Here is a 17792-nt window from a genome sequence, read left to right as displayed (position 1 = left end):
TCTTCCTTCCATCCAAAAGCTCTTTTCAGAAAACGAAAGCTAAGCTATAATACTCCCATGCCATGGAAGGGCTGCATGTGTCAACTACCACCCTGCGTCGCCACATCGCGCAGTGGAAGCCGCACGCAGCACGCAAGTCGACTTACCTGACGGCACCGATTCGCCAACGAACGGCGCGAGCCGGAACAATCACATATCGCTCGTATAATAGCGGGAATATGGCCCGCAAGTCTCTACCTGATCACCGGAAATGATCGGACTACGAGTGCCGGACGCCTACCCTTTAGTGCTTCGCACGAGCTGGGAACGTATTGCCGCGCACCCGACAGACCGCATTCTCCGTACAGGGGAGGCGGTCTTTTTGCGCATCCGTAAGCTCAGCGCAGTCATCCATGCTTTTTGCGCATCCGTAGGCTCTGCACATATGTGCGCATCACAATCTTATTACGCATCAACATGCTCTGCTTGTGTCATCAATCTTCTTGCGCATCAGCATGCTCTGCATGTGTCATCATTCTTATTACAGGCATCATCATTCATTAGCTTCATTCTTCTTACGCATCATCAACCAGACAAACAGGGGGATTCACATGCAATTGCTAAAGAACAAGATCGCGGAGGAAGGAATCGTCTTATCGGATCAAGTCCTGAAGGTGGATGCGTTCCTGAACCACCAGGTCGATCCGGAGCTCATGATGGCCATCGGCAAAGAGTTTGCCGCCCGCTTCGCGGAAGTGCCGTTCACCAAGGTGCTCACACTGGAGTCGTCCGGCATTGCGCCGGCGGTCATGACGGCTCTCGTACTCGGCGTGCCGCTGATCTTCGCCCGCAAGCGGAAATCGCTGACCTTGACAGAAGACATTCTGGTCGAAAAGGTGTACTCCTTCACCAAACAAGAGACGAACGAAGTCACCGTATCGAAAAAGTTCCTTGTACCCGGAGACCAAGTGCTCGTCATTGACGACTTTCTGGCTCGTGGCGAAGCGGCACTCGGTCTCGCTCGCATCGTCGAGAAGGCAGGGGCTCAAGTTGCCGGCATCGGCATCGTCATCGAAAAATCGTTCCAGGACGGAGCGGACAAGCTGGCGGAAGCCGGTTATCGGGTGGAATCGCTCGCCCGCATCGCTTCGCTTGCCGATGGCCGCGTCACGTTTGCCCAATAATCTCTAGGAGAGTGCAAGAATGCGTAACCCGTTCAAACTGTTTTCACTCGGCCTTCAGCATGTTCTGGCTATGTACGCCGGTGCGGTTGTCGTTCCCTTGATCGTAGCCGACTCCATCGGACTCACCGGCGAACAAACGGCCTACCTCGTAGCCATCGACCTGCTCACCTGCGGGCTGGCTACCTTGCTGCAGGTATGGAAAAATAAATTTTTCGGCATCGGACTTCCCGTCGTGCTCGGTTGTACCTTCACCGCCGTCGGCCCGATGATCTCGATCGGCTCCAAGTTCGGCATGGGCGCGATCTATGGGTCCATTATCGTCTCGGGCATCGTCATATTCCTGCTCGCTCCGCTGTTCGGCAAGATCATTCGCTTCTTCCCGCCCGTCGTCACCGGGTCAGTGGTCACGATCATCGGGATCAGCCTCATCCCGGTCGCCATCACAGACATGGGCGGCGGAAGTAACGCCGGAGACTCCTTCGGCTCCTTGTCCAACCTGGCGCTGGCCTTCGGCGTCCTCATCCTGATCCTCCTGCTCAACCGCTTTGCCACCGGCTTCCTGCGTTCCATCTCCGTTCTGATCGGTCTCGTCGCAGGCACGATTGCCGCCGCCTTCATGGGCAAGGTGGACTTCTCCACGGTTGAAGCAGCGTCTTGGTTTCACATCGTGAAGCCCTTCTACTTCGGAACTCCCGAGTTCCATCCATCCGCCATCATCACCATGACGCTTGTCGCCATCGTCAGCGTCGTGGAATCGACCGGTGTATTCGTCGCTCTCGGCAAAATCTGCGACAAAGAAATGACTCCGGCCGATCTGACCAAGGGCTACCGGGCGGAAGGGCTCGCCAGCATTCTCGGCGGGATCTTCAACGCCTTCCCGTACACCACCTTTTCGCAAAATGTCGGCCTCGTCCAAATGACGAAGGTGAAAACCCGCGACGTCATCATCATGGCGGGAGGCATTCTCGTTCTGCTCGGCTTGCTCCCGAAGGTTGCGGCCGCTACGACCGTCATTCCCTCGCCGGTTCTTGGCGGAGCGATGATCGCCCTGTTCGGCATGGTCATGTCGTCCGGTATCCGCATGCTGAGCGATGTGGATCTGAGCAACCACGAAAACCTGCTGATCATCGCCATTTCGGTCGGTATCGGCATGGGGGTCTCCGTCATGCCGGAAATCTTCGGCAAGCTGCCGGAACGCCTGCAAGTACTCGCCGACAGCGGCATTGTAGCGGGTAGCGTCACCGCTGTCCTGTTGAACATTCTGTTTAACATGACCCGCCGGAGCAAAACGGCAGAGAGCGCTTCTGAGCCGCAGGATGTCGCTTAACATAAAAGAAAAGCAGCGCCAGTTTTCGTTGAGAGGCAAGCAAGGGTACCCGTACGCTGTCCGCTCAATTACCGTGGTTTCTGCCCTCTTCGCCACACTCTTTCTTCTATAAAAAAGCGCTCCAAGCCGACAGGGCCTGGAGTGCTTTTTCATAGCTGGGTCAACCATGCAGACCGACTTACAGCACCAAAACCTCTCCCGGCTCGAGAATCCTGCCGTGGATATCCCGCTCCTCTAGGAGCGCGAGGTAATCCAGAGGATTTTGCCGAATAGGCGGGAACGTGTTGTAATGAATCGGTACGACCACCTTGGCCTTCAGCCATTCGGCGGCAAGGGCTGCATCCTCAGGCCCCATCGTATAATGGTCTCCGATCGGAATGAACGCCACGTCGATATTGTGCCTCTCTCCAATCAGCTTCATGTCTCCGAAGAGAGCGGTGTCGCCGCAATGCAGGATCGTCCGATCCTCCATCTCGATCAGGAATCCAGCGGGCATCCCCATGTAGATAGGCTGTCCATCCGGCCCCTCCACACTGGAGCTATGAAAGGCTTGTACCATCTTGAACCGGGCGAACTCCGTCCGGTAAGTTCCTCCAAGGTTCATCCCTACAGCCTTCGCCCCGCTTTTGCCGATGTAACCCGCAAGCTCAGCTATTGCAATCACCTGCGCTCCACATCGCAGGGCAATCTCCTCAGCGTCGCCGATATGATCGCCGTGCCCATGAGTCAGCAACACACAATCCACTTCGATGTCTTGGGCCTGAACGGTCGCCAGACTGTTCCCCGTTAGAAACGGGTCGATGATGACAGAATGCCCGCCTCCCGTCAATTGAATACAGGAATGGCCATGAAACCGGATTTCCATGCGGATAACTCCTCCTTTGGATTTCGAATGCTCATGCTCTCCCTTCTTTTTACCCAACTTTCCACCTGAGCGCAAGCTAAAGCGTCCTCAAACTAGCGTGAAAGGCTGGTTAGGTCACAGAACCTCGGCAATGATGAAGGAAGATCGGATGAAATCCGCCTCATGGAGGGCATTCGGCAGTCTCTTTTTCGTATTCAGAGATGAAATTGTCAGCCCTTCGATTCCACCTTCGCACAATAGCTCAAGGAATCAATTCCACTTTCACATAGTGGCTCAAGAGATCGGTCCCGCCTTCGCCCTCCAGCAGGATCACCTCCATCTCCGGAACGCCGCCCCGCATGTTGACGTTCAGCAGATGATGGATATCACCCTTACCCTCAAATGAACTGAGCCCGCCGGTTTTGCCCATCTGAATATACTGCGCTCCGTTTCTTTCGGTAACCTCCAGGTGATGGATGTGTCCGCTCACCACCGTGTACCGGCGGTCGGCAAGCAGCTGCTCCAGCCTTTCGAATGCCGGATTGGCCTTCTTCCAGGCAGGCTGGTGCAAGAGAAGAAACGTCCACTCCACATCTTCATGCTTCTCAAGCACATCCGCAAAGAATGCGAGCTGCTCTTCTCCGATATGCGGATTAATCAGTGCATCCTCCGTATAATGCGGATCGTACTCCTCGCGGATCGCCGCCTTGTACGCTTCCTCATAGGAAAGCTGCGGGTTTGCCAAGAGGTAGCGGTTCACCCGCTGCACCGACGCAAGCTCCTCTGCATCAGGCTCCGATTCTGGCTCGGTGTTGGCTACGAGGAACAGCGTTTTGCCGAACCGAAAGGCATAATAATCCGCTCCCTTGCGTTCACGCCACACCTTCCGCATCGTTTCCGTGCCGTAATCGTGATTGCCCACCGTCTGAAAAAGCGGGATGCCGACGCCCGTTAAACAAGCGTCCACGCGCTCCCACTCCTCATGAGCCTCCCCCTCGTCCGTCCAATACCCTTCGACAAGATCGCCGATGGTGAGAAGGAACGCCGTATTCAACCTTTTCGCCGCCTCCATGCCCTGTTCAAACACACCGTGAACCGCTCCGCCCGTCCGGTCGCCAACGATGACGAAAGAATAATCCCCGCTCATTTCCTCGGGAAGCCTGCCAAACCAGGGCCGTAAAGCGGTCCAGGCAAACGCATCAGCTATCATCATGCTCGTGTTGTCCATGAGTCCTCCCCCTTTCTTATTTGATACCCGATTGCATAAAACTATCGATAAACTGCCTCTGGAATACGAAGAATCCGATGAGCAGAGGTGCGATCACGAGTAAGGTAGCCGCGCTGACCTCCGTCCACTGGGCGCCTGTCTCGAAGGACTGAGCGAAGATGGCAAGCCCGACGGTGAGAGGACGGTTGTTCACCGAGTTGGTGACGATCAGCGGCCATAAGAAGTTGTTCCAATGATAGCTGACGGAAACGAGCCCGAAGGCGACATAGGCGGAGCGCGCCAAAGGGAAATAGATCGTCCACATGATCTTCCATTTGCTGCAGCCTTCCATCACAGCGGCTTCGTCCAGCTCGGAGGGAATCGTTTTGAAGGTCTGGCGAAGCAAAAAGATGCCGAACGCAGAAGCGAAATAAGGGATCATGATGCCGAGCTTCGTATCGAGAAGCGAAAAGTCCCTCAGGACGATATAGTTGGGGAAAATCAGAACATCCGCGGGGATCATGATCTGAACGGTAAAGAGCAGAAAGATCAAGTTGCTGCCCCAGAACTTCACCCGAGAAAAGGCGAACGCCGCCATCGTGGAGGTGAGCATTTGAATGAGGAAAATTCCGGCGGCGATGAGAATCGTATTTCGATAATAAATGGAAAACGGGGCGGCAGCCCACACAGTAGAGAAATTATCCAGGGTAAACTGCCACGTCCACTTCGGCGACAAGGCCAAATCCTTGGGACGGAACGCCGTCATCAACACCCAGCCCAGCGGGACCATCCAGACAACCGCCATCAGGTACATAAACAAATGGAGGGGAGATATCCGTTTGATTCGATGCAGCATCCTGCGCATCTCCTTGCTTTTTTGATCTTATTGGTAGTGAATCTTTTTGTCCATGCCGAAAAACTGCAAAGCGGACAGCACGAGCAGCAGCAGCACCATCGCCACCGTCAGAGCGGAGGCCATCCCTTGATCCCAGAAGCTAAACGCCGTTTCGTAAATGTGAAAAAGCAGCAGATTGCTCGCGTTGTTCGGACCACCCTTGGTCATGATCCACAGATGATCCACCAGCTTGTAGGAATTCGTCAAAGCGACGATCAGGACGAACAGCGTCGTCGGCAGGAGCAGCGGGAACGTGATTTTGCGGAAAATGGTCCAGCCCCCCACCCCGTCCGTCTCGGCGGCTTCGTACAATTCCTTGGATATGTTTTGCATGCCCGCCAAATAGAAGATCATGAAATACCCGGCTTCCTTCCAGACGATCATGGCGATCATCGCCCACATGACGAAATGGGGCGAGCCCAAATAATTGTGCTCCCCGCTGCCGATCACCGACGCCAGCCGGTCCAGCAGCCCGTACTGGGGCGTGTAGATGAACAGCCAGATGTTGGCGATGGCGATCATGGGAATGACGGTCGGATAGAAAAAAGCGGTGCGCACCAGGCCTTTTGCTCTCAACGCCTTGTTGGCGAAAACAGCCATGGCGAGAGCCAGAGCCAGAGCCGCCGGGATCGTCCCCGCCGCAAACCAGAGGTTGTTGACGAACACCTTGCGGAATACGGGGTCGTGCACCATCGTTTTGTAATTATCGAGGGCGACGTAGATCGGTTCACGAATCGATAGATCCGCTTGATAGAAGCTTAATTTGATCGTATTGACGATGGGATAGTACGTAAACAGCACCAAAAAAACGAGAGACGGTAAAAGCAGCATCCAGGCGAATGCGTTCGTTCGGATCCAGGCCATGCGCCTAACTTTACCCACGAGATCTCCTCTTCTTCTAGAGCTTGTATGCAACCACGCTCTTGTTAAATTGTTCTTAGCGAATAAGGAGCGGGCGCGGGTAAGGTTTCCGTCCATATCCGGAAACGTCCCGCGCCTGGCATCCTTTTCCTGCCTGATCGGATTATTTGTTGAACGGGGCCAGCGCCGCCGTCGCTTCTTCCTGGGCCTTCTTCAGAGCCGTTTGGGCATCCTGGCTTCCCGTCAGAGCGGCCTGCAGATTATCGCTGAGGGCTTTGGTCACTTTGCCGTTATTGTGGGTGGACAATTCCGCAGCGGCCACCTCCAGTTGATCCCGGGCCACTTGTGCTGCGGGGAATTCGGCGATATAGGCTTTCATCGTATCGGTCTCGTAAGCGGATTTGCGTACGGCGACATATCCGGTATCCCGGCTCCAGGCCGCTGCTCGCTCCGTCTCGGTCATGAACTTCACGAATTTCCAGGCCGCATCCTGCTTCTTTTTGTCGATATCCTTGAAAATGTAGAAGTTGCCGCCGCCTGTCGGCGAGCCGAAGGTTTTCTTCTGCGGCAGGAAGGATACGCCGAAATCGAATTTGGCATTCTTCTTGACGTTGGTCAAGTTCCCCGTCGTGTGGTACATCATGGCCGTCTTCCCTTGAATGAAGTCGGAAGGAACGGTTGCCCAATCCGTAACACCGGTGGGAGTTGCCTTATGCTTGCCGGCCAGATCCATCCAATATTGCAAGGCTTCCACGTTTTCCGGCGTATCGAAGAAAACTTGCTTACCGTCGTCGCTCATCAGGTTTTTACCGTTTTGCAGAGCGAACGTTTGGAACATCCAATAAGAGAATCCGCTAACCGGAACTTCAAGTCCCCATCTGCCCTCTTTGGTCAGCTTCGTCGCATATTGGGCCAACTCGTCCCAGTTTTGCGGCGCCTTTTCCGGATCGAGTCCAGCTTCCTTGAACATCTCCTTGTTGTAATAAAGCACGATGGTACTGCGTTGGAACGGAATGCTGTAGGTCTTCCCTTCCGTTTGCGAGTTGGCCATGAACGCCGGATAAAAGTCAGAGAGATACGATCCGTCTTCTTGGGCGATATAATCGTCCAACGGGATGACGGCATCCATGTCCAGCAAGCTGTACAGCTCCGTACTGAGCAGCACAGCTACATCCGGCGGGTTCTTCCCTTGAACGCCGGCTTGGGCCTTGATCGTCGTGTCGGCGTAGCTTCCCGTATAAACGGGCTTGACGACGATATTCGGATTCTGCTTGGTGAATTCTGCTGCCATTCCTTCAATGGTCGCCGTCAGGGGGCCTCCTACCGCGATAGGGTAGTAGAAGGTCAGCTCCACCTTCTCGTCATGGGATGCCGGAGATTCGCTGCTCGTTGCTTGTTCTCCTGCAGCCGTCTCCGTCGGTTTGACGCTTGCTGCGCTGTCCACCGGAGCACTTGTCTTCCCGCATCCTGCCAACATGGCGGCGATCAGCAGCGGCACCGCTACTTTCTTCATATTCATTTGGTTCTCTCCCAACCGTTTTTATTTTGTCGCGCTTTCGGCGTTCCGTCATGGGAACAGCGGGAAGCGGTACAATACCTTGCTGTTGCATCATTCCTTGCACCTTTTAGGGGCAAAGCTCTTCCAGCGTGATCAGCGTGTAATCCGGCCGGATCCCGGTGGCATCCACATCCTGGGTAGAGGCCGCACCCGTCAGCACGAGGGCGGTGGAGACGCCGTTTTGAATCCCGAACAGGATATCCGTCTCCAGCCGGTCTCCTACCATCAGGCAGCGATGGGGCGGCACTCCGACCTTCTCGAACACCTTCCGGGCGTAATAGGCCGAGGGCTTGCCGATGACGAATCCGGCTTGTCCGCTGCTCGCGGCCTCGATGGCCCGGACCATCGACCACGTATCCGGCAGCACGTCGTCCTGGACCGGACAGAACGGGTCCGGATTGGCGGCGATCAACACCGCCCCGTTGCGGACAGCCTTCATGGCCGCATGGAGCTTCCGGTAATCGAAGGCGCGATCCATGCCGACAAGCACATGGGTGGCGGCCAGCGGGTCCCAGGACAGTTGGATCCCCGCCGCCTCCAGCTCTTCCATCAGAGCGGTTTCCCCTACCGCGTAAATCAGCGAAGCCGCATCGGTTTCCTGAAGATACATCGCGGACAGATAGGCAGCGGTGACGATCTCGTCCAGCTCCGCCGCAAGCCCCAGCCCCTCCAACCGTTCCCGGCACTGCCGGCGGGTTTGCGTCGTTGTATTCGTCAGGAACATGACCCGCTTCCCTTCCTTCCGCAAGTGCGCCAGTGTCCGCTCCACCCCCGGAAGCAGTCGATCCTCCAAATAAATCGTGCCATCCAGATCAAAGAAATAAGCGTCAAAATCCCATGATGGCAGCAAAGCCAGACTCAACTCCTTCTCGGCGGACAACACAAATAACCCTTTATCCAATAACGACAAGTCCGCCGAATCAAAGCGGCACACATCCCGTTCATTGCATAAAGGGTTTTCTCATCGTCTCAACCCTCATCATTCAATTGGTTGTTTCCTACTTTCACTATAAAATACGATTGTTTTCGGAATGTTTCTCTATTTTGGGGATTTCGTAAAGAGTGCGGTCAAGCCCATAGCTCCTTGTTCCCCGCCGATACGGCCAGCGCACCTGCGTTCAACGCGGCCTCGACTTCCTCCGGATGCTTGACCAACCCGCCCGCGATAATCGGCGTATCCAACTCCTGGCGCAGTTCCCGAATCACCCGGGGGATCAGCCCCGGCATCACTTCGATCGCATCCGGCTGGTTTTGCCGGATCGTATTCAACCCGTGCTCCAGCGCCGCCGTGTCGATCAGAAAGATCCGCTGGATGGCCAACAGTCCGCACTTCTTCGCTTGCTTGATCAGATGCCCCTTGGTCGAGATGATGCCTGCCGGCTTGATCCGCTCCGCCACGTATTTGACGATGATGGGATCGTTGCCGAAGCCAGCGATAAAATCGATGTGGATGAACACTTGCTTGTTCCGCCGGGCTATCTCGGCGACATAATCCCCGATCGTAAACAAATCCCCCGACAGCAGAAAAATGACCGGAAGCTCGCTTTTGCAGGCGATTTTCAAGTCCTCGGCCTTTAGGACGGACGGAATGATTCGTTTTTGCCCCAACAGATTTTGCAAACTCCCCACCGTTTCGGCTCCTTTCGGCCTCTTCCTATAAGTAGTGTACCGAAGGAAGGTTTGCCGAGCGTAAACGCTTATCTGCGTTTGTGTAAAACTTAAAAACGCCGCCCGAAGGCAGCGTCATATTACAATGGGGCAACACCAGCTTATTGCAGGAAATCCCACAGCTGTTTGGCGATGAGCAGAGCGCTCATGCTGAGGAACAGCGGACGGACGAAGCGGGTACCCTTGCGGATAGCGACCTGGCTTCCCACAAGTGATCCGAAGACCATCGAGAGGCCCATGGCGAGGCCGATGCGATAATCGATGGAATGAAAGAAGGCGAACATCGTCAGACTGGCTAGACCGCTGCACAGGTTGAGCACTTTGGCGTTCCCGGCGGCGCCTACGAAGTCGAATCCGATCAAGAGGAAGACGAAGATCAGGAACGAACCGGTACCCGGTCCAAAGAAGCCGTCATACCCGCCGAGCAGAAGCGCGGCTCCTGTCAAGCAGAGGGTGGTTTTTCCGGTTAAGCCGGTGAACGTACGCTTGTCCCCCATCTGCTTGCGCGTCAACGTGAAGATCGTGACCGCGAACAGCATGACGATCATCATCGGCCGAAGAAAGCCGGACGGCACCCAGTGCAGAACCGTAGTCCCTACAGCTCCCCCGATCACGGAAAAAGCTCCAAATCGCAGCACCAGCTTCTTGTCCACTCTCCCCGATTTGAGGAAGGACAGCGTGCTGGCTAAGCTCGACATCGAAGACGCCAGCTTGTTGGTACCGAGAACGAGATGCGGCGGAATTCCCGTCGCCATCAGAACCGGCAGCGAGATCATCCCACCGCCGCCTACAACCGAATCGACAAATGCAGCTACAAAACCTCCAGCCATAATGAACAACAACATTCCCAACGACAGCCCGACCACGATGATGCGCCCCCGATGCAGCTATGTATAATGATAAGCGTTCTACTTCTATCTATGAAACTCCCTTATCATACACCCGTATAAACTGACATAGTGTGATATATGTAACGAAATGATTAGATTTATTAATAAATGTGACAACTTTTTTAAATGGGCTTCAAGAACCAGAGATGACCCTTTGCCGCATTATCCGCGCGAATTAAAAATACCCCCTGCATTGAAAATGCAGAGGGTACTTGACTGGGTTTGCGTTCTTGCGTCTTACCGGTGAGTAGCCCGGTGGCCTTCGAAAGCGGCAGCGTTCGTGTCCACCTGGGTTTCCGTTTGGACAGCAGGCTCCGGCTTGCGATCGGCTCCAGCGGCGATGGCCGACGGGGCTTGCTTGCCGTTCTTGCCTTCCTCGATGCCTTGGTGGATCAACCGGTTGGCGCGTTCCATCTCCTCGTCCGTCGGGGATCGGAAGTCCGCCCCGGGATAAGCCTTGCCCATCTGCTCCCATTTGTAGATTCCCATGGTGTGATAGGGCAGCAGCTCCAGCTTCTCTACGTTGTTCAAGGTTCCGATGAAACGACCGAGATTCAGCAGATCCTCTTCGTCATCGTTGATGCCGGGAATGAAGACGTGGCGGATCCACACCTTCTTATTGATATCCGACAAGTAACGGGCAAAACGCAGCATGCGGTCGTTGGGCTGGGCGGTGAGTGCGATGTGCTTGTCCCGGTCGATATGCTTAAGGTCGAGCAGGACAAGGTCGGTCACTTCGATTAATCCGGCAACATGAGCCGGCTCGCAAAACCCGTTAGAATCGAGGGTCGTGTGCAGATTCCAGCGCTGTTTGCACTCCCGGAAGAGTGCTTCGACAAAACCGGCCTGCAGGGTCGGTTCGCCGCCGGTCACGGTGAGTCCGCCCTTGGAGCGGCGGTAATAGGACAGGTAGGGTTCAATCTCACCAAGCATTTCATCTACGGTGACGCTTCGCCCTCCCTTCATCTCCCACGTGTCCGGGTTGTGGCAGTACTGGCATTGCAGAGCGCATCCTTGTGTGAACAACACAAAACGGATGCCGGGACCATCGACGGTACCAAAGGTTTCTACGGAGTGAATACGGCCTTGCATCATCATCACGTCTCCTTCCAGGCGGCATGCGCAAGGATTAGGGAATGTATAGGCGGTCATGAATCCGGGGCCTCGAAAAATGACGGGAAGATTCCCGGTTCCTTTTTCAGGGGCCCCAGCAGGTAAAGGCAATGAGTCTAACAGGTGGGGATCGTGGGGATCAGAGAGACGATGCCGGATCGAGACCGATCCGGCGAATTCGTCTTATTCATCCCACGCGATACCCGATCTGTCTTACATCGAGCGGTGGAACGTCCGGTTGATGACATCCAGCTGTTGTTCGCGGGTCAGCTTGATGAAGTTGACGGCGTAGCCAGATACACGGATGGTCAGCTGCGGGTAATTTTCCGGGTGATCCATAGCATCGATCAGTTGTTCGCGGTCGAACACGTTGACGTTCAGGTGGTGACCGTCGCTGGACATGTAACCGTCGAGCATGGAAGCCAGGTTGTCGATTCTCATGTCAAGGTCTTTGCCAAGTGCCTTCGGAACGATGGAGAAGGTATTGGAGATCCCGTCCATGCTGTCTTCGTACGGCAGTTTGGCTACCGATTCGAGAGAAGCGAGGGCGCCCTTCTTGTCACGTCCGTGCATCGGGTTAGCGCCCGGTGCGAACGGTTCGCCGGCTTTACGGCCGTCCGGGGTCGTCCCGGTCTTCTTACCGTACACGACGTTCGACGTGATCGTCAAGACCGACATCGTGTGCAGAGCGTTGCGGTACGTCGGGTGCTTGCGGATCATGCCCATGAACATTTCCACGAGCTCGACAGCGATTTGGTCGACGCGATCGTCGTTGTTGCCGTATTGCGGATATTCACCTTCGATGCGGAAGTCAACGGCGATTCCTTTTTCGTTGCGGATCGGGTAAACCTTCGCATATTTGATAGCGGACAGGGAGTCAGCAGCAACGGACAGACCGGCAATCCCGGTAGCCATCGTGCGCAGGAAGTCCTTGTCATGCAGAGCGAATTCAATGCGTTCGTAGCTGTACTTGTCATGCATGAAGTGAATGATGTTCAAGGTGTTCACATACAGGCCGGCGAGCCATTCGAGCATTTCCTTGTACTTGGACATGACATCTTCATAATCCAGTACTTCCGAAGTGACCGACTGGAAGCGGGGGCCGACTTGAATGCCGAGCTTTTCGTCCACGCCGCCGTTGATGGCATACAGGAGCGACTTGGCCAGGTTGGCGCGGGCGCCGAAGAACTGCATTTGCTTCCCGATTCTCATCGCGGATACGCAGCAAGCGATGCCGTAGTCGTCGCCGTAGAAGCGGCGCATCAGATCATCGTTTTCATATTGAATGGAAGACGTTTCGATGGAAACCTTCGCGCAGAACTTCTTGAACGCTTCCGGCAGCTGGGTGGACCAGAGCACCGTCAGGTTCGGTTCCGGAGCCGGGCCCAGGTTGTACAGGGTGTGCAGGAACCGGAAGGAGTTCTTGGTTACGCGAGTTTCTCCGTTCTGGGACATCCCGCCGATGGATTCCGTTACCCAAGTCGGGTCGCCGCTGAACAGCTCGTTGTAATCCGGGGTACGCAGGAATTTAACGATACGCAGCTTCATGATGAAGTGGTCGACGATTTCCTGAGCTTCTTGTTCCGTGATCGTGCCTTCGTCCAGATCGCGTTGAACATAGATGTCCAGGAAGGACGATACGCGGCCGAGGCTCATGGCAGCGCCGTCTTGTTCCTTAATGGCAGCCAGGTAACCGAAGTATACCCATTGGACAGCTTCCTTCGCCGTGCGAGCCGGTTGGGAAATATCGAAGCCGTGCAGCTTACCGAGTTTCTTCAGCTCGTTCAAGGCGCGGAACTGTTCGGAGATTTCCTCGCGGTCGCGAATGATTTCTTCGGTCATGGTGCCAACTTCGAGAAGAGCGTGCTCGCGTTGCTTTTCTTTCATCAGACGGTCGATCCCGTACAGAGCAATCCGACGATAGTCGCCGATGATCCGGCCGCGGCCGTAAGCATCCGGCAGACCGGTGATGACGCCGGCTTTACGAGCATCGCGCATTTCCGGGGTGTAGGCATCGAATACGCCTTGGTTATGGGTCTTGCGGATGTTGGTGAACGTGTCGATGACTTCTTGCGGAACTTCGAATCCGTAAGCCTTACAAGCCGTTTCGACCATCCGGATACCACCGAAGGGGTGAATCGAACGTTTAAACGGTTCATCGGTTTGCAGGCCGACGATCTGTTCCTTGTCCTTATCGATATAGCCAGGGCCGTGGGAGAGAATGGTGGACGGGTTTTTGACGTCTACGTCGAGAACGCCGCCGGCTTCCCGTTCTTTCTTCGTGAGCTCGGAGATTTCTTTCCAAAGTTCCGTCGTTACTGCGGTCGGACCTTCCAGGAAGGCGTCATCGCCATAGTAAGGGGTGATGTTGAGGCCGATGAATTCGTTGACATCGATGTGCCGCATCCATTTTCCTTTGAGGAAGCCTCTCCAAGGTTCTTTTCCGGTTTGCATAACATCTTTTTCTTGAATAGACATGATCTTGCACCTCCAAAAAGATTTCCTGCTGCTGCAGGAGGAACCACTTTGCAAAGCTGCTATATAAAAACTTCCAAGACGGGATGAAGGAGGTCTTACGCAAGGATCCTGTGGCCTGTCCTCGCCTCGTCTTAGGGTTCCATCAAAAGGGGGAGAGCTTTCAACAGCCGCACCCAAAGTGTACCGGTAAAATCTGCAGGCGCTTCGGGGTGAGCCTCTGTGGCATCCGCAGGGAGTGATTTCCCCTCTGTTTCATAAATGCCATTGTGTGTTTCTTTTGTTTCCCCTTGTTGATCTATGTTTCCATTCTAAAACTTTGTGCAAATAATCACAGTGATTTTCGTCACCATTTTCAGAAAAAATTCGAAGGGCCTAAAGGTGCGGTATTATGCGGCTTATTCTATCCGTATCTGCTTCATCCCAGGCTCGATTTCACCCTCTTTTATCTAGTTTTACCCAAATTATTGGCGACTGCATACCCAAACCTATGATAAATATCTCTTTTTTGTGATGATTCGCATAATTTCCTGTTGATGATATTTGCTTTCGTGTTTCATCGTGTGTTCGTGCTTCTGTTTGCTGTCTTTGAGAGGCGATCCTCATCTTGTTCATACACCCGATCGTGACACCCAGTCGCAAAGATGCTCCCCCATGATCTTGTCCACGTACATTCACTCCACCCGACGATTCCCCCTCTTCCTGTACCAGGTCTTTATCCGACACAACATTTGTTTCATGAGCACCCTCGTCGGTATCTTCCGTTTCCTTCATTACCTTACGTCCCGTTGATGTGCAAATGGTCACAGTGACTTTCATTGTTATTTCCAAAGAAATTCCGGAATCAGCCTTGTTCAGTGCACGATTTCGGCGATCTCCTGTGATAATCGCTTCTTTTCCGTTGTCATTTCAGGATGCCATTGCCTAAATAACCATATAATTCCCATTTCCAAATAAATGATATGAGAAATGTCTCTGCAATCATGCGATGGACCCGTGCGGGGAATGGCGAGGATTCGAATCGAAGACAATCCATGAGAGCTCCAGAGTAACACACACCGGAAATCAGTACCTGAATCGGCAGCAGCGGAATTTGCCCATAAAAAAACTCCCTACCTCGGGAGTCTTCTTACGATTATGATCCAACCGAATTATACGCAACGCGCCGCTTCCTCATGATCATGATGAAGATAATTGAGGTGCATCGCTTGATGATATGCTTCTGTTGTATTGATGCGAGTTACGAAATGCGGCTCAATGTCATGTCCCTTAAAGAAAAGCTCGTCAACCGTCTTCACCCGCAGGTTATCCTCCAGGTCGGCAAGCTCGTAGTGTCCCTTGTCCAGTGCGGCGGATACATGAATCAGGCAGCGCTTGTGGTAGATGCCGTGCAACATGTGGCTCTCGCTGCCGTAGCGCGGAATCACCGCATCCGTGTCCGGCTCCATCTGGCTCTGCATCAAGCCTGCGGCCTTGGCTGAGAGGAAGGGCATATCGCTTCCGACAACCCACAGGCGATTGGAGGTGCTTAAGGACAAAGCTGCGTGCATGCCTCCGAGTTGGCCCTTGCCAGGGAAATAGTCGGTGATGATCCGAACGCTGTTCCCCAAGATGGGTAGATAAAGCTTCGGTTCATTGGTTACGACGATTATTTCTCTGCACGCGCTCTTCAACATCCGCACTTGTCGCTGGATCAAGATCTCTCCGCAAAAGGGAAGCAGCGCCTTGGAATGAGCGCCTGTTTTGCGGTTTGAGTCGCCCGCCAGGATTACACCTGTAAGCATCTGAAAATCCTCCTTCCATCCGGGCATCATCGTTCTCAGTTAGCTTAATTATCGAGCATCGAATCTCATTAAGCTGTAAATTAAATCACAGTATTGTTTTCCGTAAAAACCTGAGTGGTCAATGACTTTCCTCACACAGTATTCCCAGTAATTTACGATATACTATGGAATAATGGTCTATCATTAGGGGGAAAATCCATTGAATGACACTCAAATGAACCTCGATCAGGTTCTCCCGGGAAATACCTCCGTGTTTTCGGAAGAAAATTTAACCATCCTCCGGGAAATCATGTACGAGCAAAAATTCCCCGTTGGCTCCCATCTCTATTGGGAAGGCGATCACTCCGACAAATTATTCTATTTGAAAGCTGGACGCGTGAAGATCACGAAATCCACCGATGAAGGCAAAGAGCTCATCCTGTATATGCATCAATCGGGCGATATGCTCGGTCAGATCGACCCGTTCCATAATTCCCGCCAAGCGTTCAGCGCAACCGCCATGGAGGAATGCACGGTCGGTATCCTGCAGCTGAGCGATCTTGAGATCCTCATCTGGCAGCACGGCGAGCTCGCCATCGACTTCATGAAATGGATGGGCCTGACTCACCGGGTCACGCAAGCCAAATTTCGCGACATGGTCATGTACGGCAAGCCGGGAGCACTCTGCTCCACCCTGCTCCGGCTCGCGCATACTTACGGTCGCAAGACGGATAGCGGTGGCCTGCTGATCACGAAGAAGCTGACCCACTCCGAGCTGTCCGATATGATCGGAGCCACCCGGGAAAGTGTGAACCGAATGCTGAACGACCTCCGCAAAAAGGACGCCGTCGATTACGACAATGGATATATCGTCGTCAGGGATGAAGAATTCCTTCAATCCGTCTGCCATTGTGAATCTTGTCCCAATGAGGTATGCCGCGTGTAGCGTATCATTCCTCGCAATAAAAGCCTTCTTTCCCGCCATCCGGGAAAGAAGGCTTTTTTGGATTCTGAGGATATCCCTCTGCCGTCGGAATTATCCTTTGTGGGAGTGGGAGTGCGTTTTGCCTGCCGCCGTTGCGAGCTTCTCCCGGTAATTCCGGATCGGCGAGATCAACCAGTAGGCGGTACCGACAAACAGCACACCGCCGACAATGTTGCCGAGCGTGACAAAGCCCAGGTTGTGGAACATGCCGGAAAGCGTGACGTTAGCCGGATGATCAAGAAGAAGAGCCAGGGACAAGGTCGTCATGTTAGCGATGCTGTGTTCAAAGCCGGACGAGATGAAGGCGAAGAGACACCAGAAGATCAGAATAAGCTTGGCGGACTCGCTTTTGGCCTTATGGGACGTCCAGATGGCCAAGCATACCAACCAGTTACAGAGAATACCGCGGAAGAACAGCTCATAGCCGGGGAGAGTCATCTTTTTCACAGCCAGAACCATCAATTGATGCTCAGGAGCGATGCCTTTAAACAGACCGGCGCCGAAGACGAGAGCCGCGAAGATAAATGCGCCGATGAAGTTGCCGAGCCAGCACCACACCCAGTTCTTCACGGTGTCCCAAACGGTTGTCGCCCCGGAATAGGTGCTGATGGTAAACGCCATATTGTTGCCGGTGAACAGCTCCGCACCTGCGAAGACGACCAAGGTCAACGCAACGCCGAAGGACAACCCCATGATCAGGTAAGTGAACGGGGAATGAACGGCATAGAGCGGGGCCGATACGGAAAACATCAGGATAACCGCAACGCCCACATAAGCCCCGGCAAGGCCGGAGGAAATCAGGTACCGAAGCGGGTGATTGTCGAGGAATTTCTTCTTCTTCAAGGCATACTCGATAATGTGTTCATTGTCTTCCGTGTACATCTCTCTTCATCTCCAAATTTTTGGCGGTGGACCGCCTTTTTTTAGTTGATGACCTTCCCGCTGCCGTCTGCGCCTTTCAGAATCAGGCTGACCTCTCACTTCCATAGGATATAATTGAATGACGCCGGAACCGGGTGAAGCCACTTCTCCATTATTAAGGG

The 17792-nt window shown here is 54.0% G+C and carries 16 protein-coding genes and 1 riboswitch; of the genes, 3 read left to right on the top strand and 13 right to left on the bottom strand.

The features are described from left to right. Positions 1 to 180: 180 nt before the first annotated feature. Positions 181 to 282: riboswitch (purine riboswitch) on the top strand. Between the two features lie 308 nt (positions 283 to 590). Both BN2684_RS06420 and BN2684_RS06415 read left to right on the top strand, forming a co-directional pair. Next, the gene (locus tag BN2684_RS06420; RefSeq protein WP_058301330.1) at positions 591 to 1163 is read left to right on the top strand and encodes a xanthine phosphoribosyltransferase; all 573 of its coding nucleotides are present in this window, start codon (positions 591 to 593) and stop codon (positions 1161 to 1163) included. 19 nt (positions 1164 to 1182) lie between these two features. Continuing rightward, on the top strand, positions 1183 to 2490 hold the full coding sequence (locus tag BN2684_RS06415; RefSeq protein WP_058301329.1) for a nucleobase:cation symporter-2 family protein: 1308 nt from the start codon (positions 1183 to 1185) through the stop codon (positions 2488 to 2490). Between the two features lie 178 nt (positions 2491 to 2668). Here BN2684_RS06415 and BN2684_RS06410 read toward each other — a convergent pair whose 3' ends face one another. From BN2684_RS06410 to mobA, 12 genes are all read right to left on the bottom strand, one after another. After that, positions 2669 to 3355, bottom strand: coding sequence for a metal-dependent hydrolase (locus BN2684_RS06410; RefSeq protein ID WP_058301328.1), 687 nt, complete (start codon positions 3353 to 3355; stop codon positions 2669 to 2671). Between the two features lie 241 nt (positions 3356 to 3596). Beyond that, positions 3597 to 4562, bottom strand: a complete 966-nt coding sequence (locus tag BN2684_RS06405; RefSeq protein ID WP_058301327.1) for a metallophosphoesterase family protein — start codon at positions 4560 to 4562, stop codon at positions 3597 to 3599. A 16-nt stretch (positions 4563 to 4578) separates the two neighbouring features. Then, positions 4579 to 5397: a carbohydrate ABC transporter permease gene (locus BN2684_RS06400; RefSeq protein WP_058301326.1), complete on the bottom strand. Its 819-nt coding sequence runs from the start codon at positions 5395 to 5397 to the stop codon at positions 4579 to 4581. A gap of 27 nt (positions 5398 to 5424) precedes the next feature. Further along, positions 5425 to 6300, bottom strand: coding sequence for a carbohydrate ABC transporter permease (locus BN2684_RS06395; RefSeq protein WP_187385758.1), 876 nt, complete (start codon positions 6298 to 6300; stop codon positions 5425 to 5427). Positions 6301 to 6460: 160 nt separating this feature from the next. Beyond that, the gene (locus BN2684_RS06390) at positions 6461 to 7816 is read right to left on the bottom strand and encodes an ABC transporter substrate-binding protein (protein WP_392388994.1); all 1356 of its coding nucleotides are present in this window, start codon (positions 7814 to 7816) and stop codon (positions 6461 to 6463) included. A gap of 106 nt (positions 7817 to 7922) precedes the next feature. Further along, positions 7923 to 8705 carry an HAD-IIA family hydrolase gene (locus tag BN2684_RS06385; RefSeq protein ID WP_058301598.1) on the bottom strand — a complete coding sequence of 261 codons (783 nt, stop codon included), beginning with the start codon at positions 8703 to 8705 and terminating at the stop codon, positions 7923 to 7925. A 218-nt stretch (positions 8706 to 8923) separates the two neighbouring features. Then, the gene (locus BN2684_RS06380) at positions 8924 to 9484 is read right to left on the bottom strand and encodes a glycerol-3-phosphate responsive antiterminator (protein WP_108722166.1); all 561 of its coding nucleotides are present in this window, start codon (positions 9482 to 9484) and stop codon (positions 8924 to 8926) included. Between the two features lie 140 nt (positions 9485 to 9624). Continuing rightward, positions 9625 to 10389 (bottom strand): sulfite exporter TauE/SafE family protein, encoded by a 765-nt coding sequence (locus tag BN2684_RS06375; RefSeq protein ID WP_187385754.1) that lies wholly within the window; start codon positions 10387 to 10389, stop codon positions 9625 to 9627. A gap of 261 nt (positions 10390 to 10650) precedes the next feature. After that, positions 10651 to 11508, bottom strand: a complete 858-nt coding sequence (gene pflA, locus BN2684_RS06370) for a pyruvate formate-lyase-activating protein (protein ID WP_082651795.1) — start codon at positions 11506 to 11508, stop codon at positions 10651 to 10653. Positions 11509 to 11739: 231 nt separating this feature from the next. Then, on the bottom strand, positions 11740 to 14004 hold the full coding sequence (gene pflB, locus BN2684_RS06365; RefSeq protein ID WP_058301323.1) for a formate C-acetyltransferase: 2265 nt from the start codon (positions 14002 to 14004) through the stop codon (positions 11740 to 11742). A gap of 432 nt (positions 14005 to 14436) precedes the next feature. Next, complete coding sequence (locus BN2684_RS06360) at positions 14437 to 14775, bottom strand: hypothetical protein (RefSeq protein WP_148449905.1); 339 nt, start codon at positions 14773 to 14775, stop codon at positions 14437 to 14439. A gap of 377 nt (positions 14776 to 15152) precedes the next feature. Continuing rightward, entirely contained in the window at positions 15153 to 15785 is a 633-nt protein-coding gene (gene mobA / locus BN2684_RS06355) for a molybdenum cofactor guanylyltransferase (RefSeq protein ID WP_058301321.1), read from the bottom strand. Positions 15786 to 15999: 214 nt separating this feature from the next. On the opposite strand from mobA, the gene BN2684_RS06350 reads away from it, so the two are divergent. Further along, positions 16000 to 16710 carry a Crp/Fnr family transcriptional regulator gene (locus tag BN2684_RS06350; RefSeq protein ID WP_058301596.1) on the top strand — a complete coding sequence of 237 codons (711 nt, stop codon included), beginning with the start codon at positions 16000 to 16002 and terminating at the stop codon, positions 16708 to 16710. Between the two features lie 90 nt (positions 16711 to 16800). On the opposite strand, the gene BN2684_RS06345 is transcribed toward BN2684_RS06350, so the two are convergent. Continuing rightward, positions 16801 to 17631 carry a formate/nitrite transporter family protein gene (locus BN2684_RS06345; protein WP_058301320.1) on the bottom strand — a complete coding sequence of 277 codons (831 nt, stop codon included), beginning with the start codon at positions 17629 to 17631 and terminating at the stop codon, positions 16801 to 16803. Positions 17632 to 17792 lie beyond the last annotated feature (161 nt).

Origin of the sequence: Gorillibacterium timonense (assembly GCF_001457415.1) — a bacterium.
GTDB classification, from domain to species: domain Bacteria; phylum Bacillota; class Bacilli; order Paenibacillales; family NBRC-103111; genus Gorillibacterium; species Gorillibacterium timonense.
This window is presented reverse-complemented; position numbering and strand designations above follow the sequence as displayed.

Bases quoted from the DNA above. Each gene is read 5' to 3' on its own strand.
- BN2684_RS06410 (WP_058301328.1), bottom strand. From the start codon at position 3,355: ATGGAAATCCGGTTTCATGGCCATTCCTGTATTCAATTGACGGGAGGC.
- BN2684_RS06415 (WP_058301329.1), top strand. From the start codon at position 1,183: ATGCGTAACCCGTTCAAACTGTTTTCACTCGGCCTTCAGCATGTTCTG.
- BN2684_RS06360 (WP_148449905.1), bottom strand. From the start codon at position 14,775: ATGAAGGAAACGGAAGATACCGACGAGGGTGCTCATGAAACAAATGTT.
- pflA (WP_082651795.1), bottom strand. From the start codon at position 11,508: ATGATGCAAGGCCGTATTCACTCCGTAGAAACCTTTGGTACCGTCGAT.
- BN2684_RS06405 (WP_058301327.1), bottom strand. From the start codon at position 4,562: ATGGACAACACGAGCATGATGATAGCTGATGCGTTTGCCTGGACCGCT.
- pflB (WP_058301323.1), bottom strand. From the start codon at position 14,004: ATGTCTATTCAAGAAAAAGATGTTATGCAAACCGGAAAAGAACCTTGG.
- BN2684_RS06420 (WP_058301330.1), top strand. From the start codon at position 591: ATGCAATTGCTAAAGAACAAGATCGCGGAGGAAGGAATCGTCTTATCG.
- BN2684_RS06400 (WP_058301326.1), bottom strand. From the start codon at position 5,397: ATGCTGCATCGAATCAAACGGATATCTCCCCTCCATTTGTTTATGTAC.
- mobA (WP_058301321.1), bottom strand. From the start codon at position 15,785: ATGCTTACAGGTGTAATCCTGGCGGGCGACTCAAACCGCAAAACAGGC.
- BN2684_RS06390 (WP_392388994.1), bottom strand. From the start codon at position 7,816: ATGAATATGAAGAAAGTAGCGGTGCCGCTGCTGATCGCCGCCATGTTG.
- BN2684_RS06350 (WP_058301596.1), top strand. From the start codon at position 16,000: ATGAACCTCGATCAGGTTCTCCCGGGAAATACCTCCGTGTTTTCGGAA.
- BN2684_RS06395 (WP_187385758.1), bottom strand. From the start codon at position 6,300: ATGGCCTGGATCCGAACGAACGCATTCGCCTGGATGCTGCTTTTACCG.
- BN2684_RS06345 (WP_058301320.1), bottom strand. From the start codon at position 17,631: ATGTACACGGAAGACAATGAACACATTATCGAGTATGCCTTGAAGAAG.